This is a genomic window from Bradyrhizobium sp. Ken64 (genome assembly GCF_055807555.1).
On record NZ_JBVVPA010000043.1, the window covers coordinates 20,648 to 30,942 of the forward strand.

The 10,295-nt window shown below is 65.4% G+C and carries 12 protein-coding genes; 3 read left to right on the top strand and 9 right to left on the bottom strand.

Annotated features, from left to right (window positions below; all coding sequences use genetic code 11):
- Nucleotides 1-116: 116 nt before the first annotated feature.
- The 8 genes from AC0L2F_RS34390 to AC0L2F_RS34425 all read right to left on the bottom strand — a co-directional run bounded on the left by AC0L2F_RS34390 (nt 117) and on the right by AC0L2F_RS34425 (nt 7,125).
- Nucleotides 117-326: a hypothetical protein gene (locus tag AC0L2F_RS34390; protein ID WP_007613466.1), complete on the bottom strand. Its 210-nt coding sequence runs from the start codon at nt 324-326 to the stop codon at nt 117-119.
- A gap of 332 nt (nt 327-658) precedes the next feature.
- Nucleotides 659-1,285 carry a methyltransferase family protein gene (locus AC0L2F_RS34395; RefSeq protein WP_007613464.1) on the bottom strand — a complete coding sequence of 209 codons (627 nt, stop codon included), beginning with the start codon at nt 1,283-1,285 and terminating at the stop codon, nt 659-661.
- A 30-nt stretch (nt 1,286-1,315) separates the two neighbouring features.
- Nucleotides 1,316-2,347, bottom strand: a complete 1,032-nt coding sequence (locus tag AC0L2F_RS34400; protein ID WP_063995256.1) for an NAD-dependent epimerase/dehydratase family protein — start codon at nt 2,345-2,347, stop codon at nt 1,316-1,318.
- Nucleotides 2,348-2,376: 29 nt separating this feature from the next.
- Nucleotides 2,377-2,913: an Mpo1 family 2-hydroxy fatty acid dioxygenase gene (locus AC0L2F_RS34405; protein WP_473251372.1), complete on the bottom strand. Its 537-nt coding sequence runs from the start codon at nt 2,911-2,913 to the stop codon at nt 2,377-2,379.
- Nucleotides 2,914-3,067: 154 nt separating this feature from the next.
- On the bottom strand, nt 3,068-3,739 hold the full coding sequence (locus AC0L2F_RS34410) for an OmpA family protein (protein ID WP_007613458.1): 672 nt from the start codon (nt 3,737-3,739) through the stop codon (nt 3,068-3,070).
- Nucleotides 3,739-4,155: a hypothetical protein gene (locus AC0L2F_RS34415; RefSeq protein WP_035974344.1), complete on the bottom strand. Its 417-nt coding sequence runs from the start codon at nt 4,153-4,155 to the stop codon at nt 3,739-3,741. The genes AC0L2F_RS34410 and AC0L2F_RS34415 overlap by 1 nt, the downstream gene beginning before the upstream one ends.
- Nucleotides 4,156-4,187: 32 nt before the next feature.
- Nucleotides 4,188-4,523, bottom strand: coding sequence for a type II toxin-antitoxin system HicB family antitoxin (locus AC0L2F_RS34420; protein WP_473251373.1), 336 nt, complete (start codon nt 4,521-4,523; stop codon nt 4,188-4,190).
- 7 nt (nt 4,524-4,530) lie between these two features.
- Entirely contained in the window at nt 4,531-7,125 is a 2,595-nt protein-coding gene (locus tag AC0L2F_RS34425) for an ATP-dependent helicase (RefSeq protein ID WP_473251374.1), read from the bottom strand.
- A gap of 241 nt (nt 7,126-7,366) precedes the next feature.
- On the opposite strand from AC0L2F_RS34425, the gene AC0L2F_RS34430 reads away from it, so the two are divergent.
- A complete protein-coding gene (locus tag AC0L2F_RS34430) occupies nt 7,367-7,540 on the top strand; it encodes a DUF1328 domain-containing protein (RefSeq protein ID WP_007613448.1) in 174 nt (57 codons plus the stop codon).
- A gap of 123 nt (nt 7,541-7,663) precedes the next feature.
- Here AC0L2F_RS34430 and AC0L2F_RS34435 read toward each other — a convergent pair whose 3' ends face one another.
- A complete protein-coding gene (locus AC0L2F_RS34435; protein WP_007613447.1) occupies nt 7,664-8,170 on the bottom strand; it encodes a thioesterase family protein in 507 nt (168 codons plus the stop codon).
- A gap of 87 nt (nt 8,171-8,257) precedes the next feature.
- On the opposite strand from AC0L2F_RS34435, the gene AC0L2F_RS34440 reads away from it, so the two are divergent.
- The gene (locus AC0L2F_RS34440) at nt 8,258-9,682 is read left to right on the top strand and encodes an FAD-binding oxidoreductase (RefSeq protein WP_473251375.1); all 1,425 of its coding nucleotides are present in this window, start codon (nt 8,258-8,260) and stop codon (nt 9,680-9,682) included.
- A gap of 50 nt (nt 9,683-9,732) precedes the next feature.
- On the top strand, nt 9,733-10,095 hold the full coding sequence (locus AC0L2F_RS34445; RefSeq protein ID WP_007613445.1) for a hypothetical protein: 363 nt from the start codon (nt 9,733-9,735) through the stop codon (nt 10,093-10,095).
- The last annotated feature ends 200 nt before the right edge of the window (nt 10,096-10,295 follow it).

The following is a 10,295-nucleotide window of genomic DNA, read 5'->3' on the forward strand; positions in this document are numbered from 1 at the left end:
CCAACGGGCTGGCGGGGCAGACGTCAACCTGTGCGACGGGCCGCGGGGCTCTATTCCCGTGGAATGGCAGCCGTTCGAATTTGCATGGGACCAATCCCGACAGGCTGGTCCGGAGATCAGCGGCCGATCTGCCGCTCCGCCCGGCGTGCCGCGCGAAAATCATCCAGATGATGGATGTTCGGCGCGAGCGCGGCCTCCCTGGACAGCAGATGATAGACACGCGCCACCGTGCGCTGCTTCTGCTTCGGCCGCCCGGGCGGCAGCGCCCGGGCCTTGCGGACGGCGGCGATCGCGTGCTCGCGAAAATAATCGTAGGCGTCGGACATGGCTCGATGCTCTGCGGTGTGTGGCAGGTATCGAGGGGCTAACGGGCTGGAGCAAGGGCGGTTCCTCGGCCGGAATGTTCCGAGGGCGCTAATCCATCGCCGTCATCCTGAGGTGCGAGCCATGGGGCGCGAAGCGACGCATGGGGAGCCTCGAAGGATGAGCGGCCCGGCTGCATCCCGGCCGTGCATCCTTCGAGGCTCGGCTCGCGATGCATTCGCATCGCAAACCTCGCACCTCCAGCGACAATGGCTTCGCCATTGCGCGGGGATGACGGAATTAGCAGCGGCATCGTTGCTGGCGATGTAGAGGCAACAGCGAAGCGCTTACGCTCTCACCGTGGCGACAGGAACGGGATGATCATCGGCACGCGGCGGCAATAGGCGCCGTAGGCGTCTTCGCCCAGCTCCTTGGACAGGAACACCTCTTCCATCCGGCCCTTCTGCCACATGCCGAGCGAGATCAGGATCGCGCCGAGGATCGCGGTGACCGTGCCGACCGCGATGCCGGTCACCAGCATGCCGAGGATCAGGCCGGTGTAGATCGGATGGCGTACGATGCCGTACGGGCCGGTGTCGATGACGCGGTGGTCTTGCTTGTGGGTGATGGTGTTGGACCAGAACTGTCCGAGATGCAGCCGTCCCCACCAGGTGAAGGAGATGCCGGCCAGCACGATCAGCGCCACGACGTAGACAGCGGTATTGCTGAACACCCAGAGCGGCTTCTCGCCGAGCACTTCAGCGGTCCAGGGCGTGAACAGGATGCCGCCGACCAGGATCGGGATGCGATAGCGGCCGGACTCCAGCGTCATCACCTGCTTCTGGGTGCGGCCCTGCCAGAACGAGGCGCCGACCCAGCTTGCGAGCCAGGCGAGCCAGATCAGGGCGAGCAGTTGCGTCGGCCAAGTCGTGGTCCAACCACCCCAGGCGACAGAGAGAAGCTTGCTGAAATCGAAGGACATGCGGAAAGGTTCTTTGGGTTGGGCGGCAGCTCAGCTGGCGCGCGAGGAGAGCGCGTGATGCTCGATAGCGCCGGAGGCAAGCGCGCCGCCGCGGACGAGAAGATGGGTGATGGTTTCGCGCAGGACCGGCTCGATCGGGCGCGGCGCGTAGCCGAGTTCGGTGCGCGCCTTGCCGATCGAGAGGTCGCTCGCGGCGAGCGCGATACGCACGCCCTCGGCGGTGCCGTTGGGCGGCCTGCGCGTGATGCGGTCGGAGAGATATTCGAGCATGATGCCCGACAGCTCGGCCATCTTGCCGGGAACGACGACCGGGAATTGCCGGCGGCCGCTCATCGCGGACATCATCCGCAGAATCTGGCCGAGCCTGACGCAGTCGCCGCCGAGGATGTAGCGCTGGCCGTTACGCCCGCGTTCCATGGTCAGCACGAGGCCCATGGCAACGTCGCGGACGTCGACGAGATTGACCGGGAAGTCGAGATGCGGCTGCACTTTCTTCTGCAGGAAGTACCACAGCATCGCGGTCGGCGGCGTCAGATTATGGTCGGCGGCACCGATCGGCATGGTCGGGGTGCCGATCACCAGCGGGAAGCCTGCGGCTGCGGCCTTCGCGGCGCAATGCTCCGCCAGCGATTTCGACCGCGTGTAGGCGCCCGGCATCGCATCGGCCGGCTGCAGCGCCTCCTCGGCGGGAACACCGTTGAGGTCGGAATAGGGGAACAGGATCGATTCCGTCGAGCAGTGCAGGAAGCGCGAGACCCCGCGCTTCATCGCGGCCGCGAGCACGATCTCGGTGCCGCGGCAATTGACGTCGTGAAAGGCCTGCTTGTCGGCGACCCACATGCCGGGCAGGCCGGCGAGGTGATAGACTTGATCGACGCCCGCAATCGCGGCATCGACCGCGGCGCCGTCCAGCACCGAGCCTTGGGCATATTCAACGTCGGCATACGGCGTGGCCGGCGCACGGACGTCGAGAACTCGCACCCGCTGCCCACGGGCGCGGAGCGCTTCGACGAGATGATGTCCGATGAAGCCGCTGCCACCGGTAACCAGTACGAGAGCCATGCAGAAGGTTTGCTGTTTCGCGTCTAGAACTATCGGGTTGAAAGGGAATTGGTCGGAAGAGGCGCCAGAATCGCGGCAAGGTCGCGACGGAAGCCCAATGCAATGAATAATTTTGCCATGACAAACATCGGTCCAAGCAGAAAATGGGTGGGGTGGTCGACCATCGACGGCTGCCGCTCCTCGAAAACCTTGTGGCCGACGATCTGCGCGGTGACGCCAAGTCCGATCAGCACCGCAAAAATCGACCACATCATGACGATCGAGACCTGATTGCCGATTGCGGTTGCGACCGAAAGCAGCACGATCATCGCGGCGAGGATGGCGAGTCCGATCCCGGCGTCCAGCATCAGCCAGTAGACCAGCACCGGCAGGGCAAGAATCACGGCGAGGCTCACCCCGATCCCGAACAGCGGGAAATGCACCAGCGTCAGCGGCAGCACGGCGCCGGTGAAGAGCAGGAGGATGCCGACCACGTGCATCGCGCAGTTCCAGGGATCGCGATGATATTCGACGTAGTCGGCCAGCTGGCGTTGAAAATAACTGGCCATCTCGGTCTCGTGCAGCATGGGGTCGGGAAGGACGAAAAAAGCCTATAGCACCTGATAGGGCGGTGCACAAACCGGCGCGATTGTCGCGCGAAACCGCGCTGTCGCGCTGTGAGACAGGTCACAAAACGATCGGGACTTCAAAGGGTTCCGTCAGGCGCCGCGGCGCGTGTGCTCAGCGCTTCTTGGCGGGCTTTTTCGCCGCAGGCGCAGGTGTCGCAGCCGGATGCGCAGGCGCTTCCTCCGGTACCTTGGCGTAGGTTGCGATTTGCAGCTGGCCGTTGACGGCCGATGTCGGCCTAGCCCGGTCGAGAAACTGCTCCTCGCCGAGGCCGATCGGATGCAGCCGCTTGGTCGAGATCTTGAACGTGTTCACCAGCACGTCGCGAATCGCGTCCGCCCGGCGCTGGCTCAGGATCGCGTTGGCCTCGCGCGTCTTCGCGTTGGATTCGACATGGCCGACGATCAGGAACGTGTAGGGCAGCAGCGAGGCATGGACCAGCGCATCGGCGAGGCGCCCGACGGTCTGGTAGGACGCCGGCTGGATGATCGGCGTGTCGGCGTCGAACTGGATCTGCGCGGTGAAGGTCGGCAGATTGACCAGATCAGGCGCGATCAGCGGCCGGTTCACCGGACCCGGATCGTTCTTGATCCTGGCCTTGGCCCGCTCCATCACCTGCAGCTTCAGCGCGGGGATATCGATCTCGGCGGATTGTTCGAAATGGTTGAGCTTGCCGACGATGTCGTCGCGGGTCGGCGGCGCCGTCTGCGCTTCGGCTGTGCCCGCGAGCAAAGCGAGGCCGAGCGCGATGCATAGTCCGGCGGTGGAAAGCCTGTTCGCTGGCATCACCGATACCCCGCGTCGTCGACGGCCTTCAGGCAGTTGTTGCTGATGCCCTTGGGCGTCGAGACCAGGCAGGGGACCGCCTTGCTGGTCTCCTTGGTCGAGCCGCCGCAGACCTTGACGATCTCGCGCTGGCAGGCGTTCGCCACCGTGACGCGGGCGGCGACGCGCTTCTGGATCGCGTCGAACGCGCCGAGATAGTCGCTCTGGCACTGCTGGGAGAGCACGTCGCGGTTGCGCGACAGGCACTCCTTCAGGCGGGTCGAATCCGGGTTGACGCCGCGGCAATTGGCGACGATTTCCGCACCGCAGCTTTTCGCCAGCATCCCGATCGAATCGCCAAAGCTCATGGTCTCCGCCGCTGCAAGCGACGGCATACCCAATGCCAGTACGATCAGTGTGATGGAGCCCCGGACCATGGCCGCATCTGATACGGGGAAGTTCGCGGTGGTCAAGGGCTGTTCGGACCTGAACTGTCGAGAGTCCGACCAGTGCGGCGAACAGTGGCCTCGGTGAGGGGCGGCCATTCGATCAGGGCGACCGTGTGCTTCCCGAGCTCGTCGGCCACATCCGGGTCGGCCTTGAGCTCGTCCAATGTCCGCGGCGGGGGAAGCTGGCGGCCGTCCGCGATCAGTTCCTGTGCATAGAACGCGAGTGCCTCGGGCGCATTCTCCAGGGCCTCGTCGACGTCGTCGCCGCCGGAAATGCAGCCGGGCAGGTCGGGAAACCACACGCCAACGGCTTCGTCGGGGCGGGCGTCCTCGATGATGGCAATGTAGTGCGGCATGCCCGCCTCACGCCCGCTGCACAAAACTGTCCACGACCTTCTTTTCCCCCGCCTTGTCGAAGGCGATGGTGAGCTTGTTGCCGTCGATCCTGGTGACGCGACCATAGCCGAATTTCTGGTGGAAGACGCGGTCGGCGAGCGAGAATTCCGAGGTCGTGCCGGTGGATTTGGCTACCAGTTCGCCCTCGATCGTCAGGGGCCCGCGGCGGCGCGAGGAGAAGCTGCCGAAATCGGGCGAGGACGACTGGGACGAAAACGACGAGGCCTGTTCCTCGAAGCTGCCGCGGCCGCCATTGCCGCCCCCGCCGCCGCCACGATTGCGATTGGCCTGGGCGCGCTGCCAGCCTGGGGTCGAATAGGTGGAGCCGAACGCTTCCATGTCGTCGAAGCGGGAGGCGCCGTAGCCGCCCGTGCCGCCCCAGGCCGAGCCGCCCTTGGATTCCGTGATCTCGACATTGGCCGCCGGCAGCTCGTCCAGAAAGCGCGAGGGAATCGTGGTCGACCAGGTGCCATGGATCCGGCGGTTGGTGGCAAAATAGATCTTGGCGCGGCGGCGGGCGCGGGTCAGGCCGACATGGCCGAGCCGGCGCTCTTCCTCGAGGCCGGCGCGGCCCTGTTCGTCCAGCGTGCGCTGACTCGGAAACAGGCCTTCCTCCCAGCCGGGCAGGAACACGTTGTCGAATTCCAAGCCCTTGGCCGAATGCAGCGTCATCAGCGACACGGCGTCCTCGTCGGCGCCGCTGTCGCGGTCCATCACCAGCGAGATGTGCTCGAGGAAGCCTTGCAGGTTCTCGAACTCCTCCATCGAGCGCACCAGCTCCTTGAGGTTTTCCAGCCGGCCCGCCGCGTCCGCCGAACGGTCCTTCTGCCACATCTCGGTGTAGCCGCTCTCGTCGAGCACGATCTGGGCGAGATCGGTGTGCGACGTGACCTCGCGCTGGGCCCGCCAGCGGTCGAACTGGGCGACGACGTCGCGCAAGGAGCCGCGCGCCTTCGGCTTCAGCTCGTCGGTCTCGACCACCGCGCGCGCCGCCTCGAACAGCGGAATGCGGCGCTTGCGGGCGTGATCGTGCAGCATCTGCACGGTGGCATCGCCAATTCCGCGCTTGGGCGTGTTGACGATGCGCTCGAAGGCGAGATCGTCGGCCGGTGAATTGATGACGCGCAGATAGGCCAGCGCATCGCGGATCTCGGCGCGCTCGTAGAAGCGCGGGCCGCCGATGACGCGATAGGGCAGGCCGAGCGTGACGAAGCGGTCCTCGAACTCGCGCATCTGGTAGGAGGCACGCACCAGGATCGCGATCTCGTTGAGCTTGTCGCCCTGGCGCTGGATCTGCTCGATCTCCTCGCCGATGCCGCGGGCTTCCTCTTCCGAATCCCACGAGCCTGTCACCGTGACCTTCTCGCCGTCATGGTCCTCGGTGCGCAGCGTCTTTCCCAGCCGGCCCTCGTTGTGGGCGATCAGGTGCGAGGCGGCGGCGAGGATGTGGCCGGTCGAGCGGTAGTTGCGCTCGAGGCGGATGACCTTGGCTCCGGGGAAATCATGGTCGAAGCGCAGGATGTTGTCGACCTCCGCGCCGCGCCAGCCATAGATCGACTGGTCATCGTCGCCGACGCAGCAGATGTTTTTGACGTGGGTCTTCTCCCTCTCCCCGTCCTTCACGGGGAGAGGGTCGGGGTGAGGGGCTCCCTCCACGAGCTCAGCTGGCGGAGAGTCCCCCTCACCCGCATCGCTGTGCGATGCGACCTCTCCCCGCACGCGGGGAGAGGTGAAAGAGGAGGGCGCCTGCGACAACAACCGCAGCCACAGATACTGCGCGACGTTGGTGTCTTGATACTCGTCCACCAGGATGAATTTGAAACGCTGCTGGTACTGCCGCAGGATATCCGGGTGCTCGCGGAAGATGCGGATGTCCTCGAGCAGCAGATCGCCGAAATCGGCGGCGTTGAGGATCTTCAGCCGCTCTTGGTAGCTCGCATAGAGCTTGCCGCCCTTGCCGTTGGCGAACACGGCGGCTTCGCCCGACGGCACCTGCGACGGCGTCAGGCCGCGGTTCTTCCAGCCGTCGATCAGGCCGGCCAGCATGCGCGCGGGCCAGCGCTTGTCGTCGATGTTGTCGGCTTGCAGCAGCTGCTTCAACAGCCGCACCTGATCGTCGACATCGAGCACGGTGAAGTTCGACTTGAGCTGCGCCAGCTCGGCGTGGGTGCGCAGGATGCGGCCGCCGATGGAGTGGAAGGTGCCGAGCCACGGCATGCCTTCCACGGCATGGCCGAGCATCTGGCCGAGCCGGTGCTTCATCTCGCGCGCGGCCTTGTTGGTGAAGGTCACCGACAGGATTTCGGAGGGGCGGGCGCGGCCCTGGCTCAGGATATGGGCGATGCGGGTGGTCAGCACGCGGGTCTTGCCGGTGCCGGCGCCGGCCAGCACCAGAACCGGGCCGTCCAGCGTCTCCACGGCCTCGCGCTGCTCCGGATTGAGCCCGGACAGGTATTGCGGGCCCACCGAGGCGCGCGCGCGCGCGGCAATGCCGCCGGCTGCCGGCTGGTGGTCGGGAACGCTCTGGGACGTGATCTTGCGCGGCTCGGTCATGCGAATCATTTGCCCCACGTTGGCACTGCGGGGTGGTGAAAGGGGAGCCTTCTTAACAGGGATTGGTCCCTATATGGGGCCGCGGGCGGGGGTTTTCCACGTGCGCGGAAAGCCAATTTGTTCCTGAGGGTCAGGCGAATTTCCGGCCCCAGCGGCCCGGAACCATTGTTCCGCGTTGGCGATTGGTTCTGCAAGTGAGGCGCGTCAGCCGCGCCGATCGCAGACAGACATCGAAACAGAGGTTCGGATCATGCTTAGCTGGGTTGTGACGTTTCTGGTTATCGCCCTGATCGCCGGTATCCTGGGCTTTGGCGGCCTCGCCGGCGCGTCGATCGAAATCGCCAAGATCATCTTCTTCATCGCGGTCGTGTTGTTCCTGGTCTCGGCCGTTGTTGGTTTGGCCCGCGGCCGCACCAGGGTCTAGCAATGTGATCCTCATGGTGAGGAGCGCGGAACGCGCGTCTCGAACCATGAAGGCCCGGCTGTGGCCTTGCATCCTTCGAGACGCCCGCTTTGCGGGCTCTTCAGGATGAAGAGTTGGAAGCCGTTACCGCTTCGAGGGCATCGCCACGTTGCGGCCGATGCCCTCGGGCCGCGGCACGGCACTGTGGGCCTTGATCACTGCCGCAATGCGCTCACGAATGTCTGGTGGAAAGGCCGCCACCTTTCGTGAGCCCATGTCGATGTGCAGCGACATGTTTTCGGAGGTCGCCGACAGCCAGCCTTCGGTCGCGTGTCGCAACTCCTGGAAGGTGTGAAGCCGCTTGTCGTCGGCTTCGAGCAGCCAGACCGACACCTGCACGGGATCGCCGAGGTGGATTTCGCGCAAATACCGCACGTGGCATTCGGCGGTGAAGGTCGAGCCGCCCCGCTCCTTCATGTAGCCCGGGCCGATCCCGAGCGTCAGCCACATCTGGTCGATCGCGCGGTCGAACATCACGTTGTAATAGGCCATGTTGAGATGGCCGTTGTAGTCGATCCATTGCGGCTCGATCTGCATGATCGAGGCGCGGAACGGTGCGCCCTCGATCGTCGTGGCAGCAGTCTCCGGCATGTGTCCTTCCCCAGCTATGCGTCCGGTCGCTTGACTTGACCGGTGAGATGTCCTTTGCCACGGTTCGTCTCGTCGGGAGGAACGTCCGTGGGTACGACCATCACCAATAATCCGCCGCGGCCGGCGCCGAAAGCCCTCGCGAGCGCGCTGGAGCAGCTTGCCGCGCGGTTCGGCAACCGCCTCATCACCTCGCAGGCCGTCCGCGAGCAGCACGGCCATACCACCACATGGCTCGTGAACCAGCCGCCAGATGGCGTGGTGATGGCGCAGGAGACCGCCGACATCCAGGACGTGGTGCGGATCTGCGCGAAAAACGGCGTGCCCGTCATCGCCTTCGGCACCGGCACCTCGCTCGAGGGCCAGGTCAACGCACCCGCCGGCGGCATCTGCATCGATCTGCGTGACATGAACAAGGTGCTCGCGGTGCATGCCGAGGACCTCGACTGCGTGATCCAGCCCGGGGTCACCCGCAAGGCGCTCAACGAGCATCTGCGCGACCAGGGCCTGTTCTTCCCGATCGACCCCGGCGCCGACGCCTCGCTCGGCGGCATGGCCTCGACCCGCGCCTCCGGCACCAACGCGGTGCGCTACGGCACGATGCGCGACAGTGTACTGGCGCTCAAAGTGGTCCGCGGCGACGGCGAGATCATCACGACCGGCACGCGTGCGAAGAAATCATCCGCCGGCTACGACCTGACGCATCTGTTCGTCGGCGCGGAGGGCACGCTCGGCATCATCTCGGAACTGACCATCCGCCTGCGCGGCATCCCAGATACGATCGCGGCCGGTGCGGTGTCGTTCGAGACCGTGCACGGGGCGTGTCAGGCCGTGATCCTGGCGATCCAGACCGGCATTCCCGTGGCGCGCATCGAGCTGCTCAACGCCGCGCAGGTGCGGGCCTGCAACGCCTATTCGAAGCTGACCCTTCCGGAAACGCCGCTGCTGCTGATGGAATTCCACGGCAGCGAGATCGAGGTCGCCGAACAGTCCAAGGCCTTCGGCGAGATCGCAAAGGACTGCGGCGGCGGCGATTTCTCCTGGACCACCAAGCCGGAGGATCGCACAAAACTGTGGCAGGCGCGGCACGACGCCTATTGGTCGGTAAAGGCGCTGCGGCCCGGTGACAGCATCGGCGTGGTCGCGACCGATGTCTGCGTGCCGATCTCGCGCCTTGCCGAATGCGTCGGCGAGACCGAGGAAGATCTCAAGCGTCTCAACCTGTTGTCGCCGATCGTCGGCCATGTCGGTGACGGCAATTTCCACTGCTCGCTGGTCTGCGACACCAACGATGCCGACGAGATGGCGCGCGGCGAGGAGTTCATGCATCGGCTGGTCGAGCGCGCGCAGGCGATGGACGGCACCTGCACCGGCGAGCACGGCATCGGCCAGGGCAAGCAGAAATACCTCAAGGCGGAACTCGGCCCCGAGGCGATCGACGCGATGCGGGCGCTGAAAAAGGCGCTCGATCCGCAGAACATCTTCAATCCCGGCAAGATCGTACCAGAGGCGTAGCGCACGGCGTGGCCGCCGTTTATGCTCGCTCCCTCACCACGGAGCAGGCAATGCAGTGGTTCGCCCGCAAGACGCGCCGGGACATCTGGGACGAAGCGATCGAACGGCCGCTCGGCGACATCGAGGCCGCCGAGCGCATCCGTGCGATCTGTGACGCCGCGGCGGCGAGCGCGGCAAGCAGTGCGCGCAACGACAAGCGCGACAGCGAGCGCTACGAGCGCGCGGCGAAAGTCGCGATGGAAATCGCGATGAAGATCGCGGACGGACTGATGCGCGACGACGCAGTCCGTCGCATCGTCGATCTCTGCATGACAGCGAACGACCTCAAGACGGCGCAGATCCTGTTTCGCGCGATCCATGCCAGCTGGATCCGCGAGACCGTGCAGCGGGATCACCCGGCATTGGCGCAGTGAAGGCGGCTTTCCCGATCTCCACTGCATCCAGACCCTCATGGTGAGGAGCGCGTCTTCGCGCGTCTCGAACCATGCAGGCCTGGATATCGCCCGCGGCCATCCTTCGAGATGCCCGCCTTTGCGGGCTCCTCAGAGCTTGAGAATGTTTTGCTCCCGCCGGGAGAGTTTTGCATTGCCTGGAGAGCGGTGACCCCAAGGTT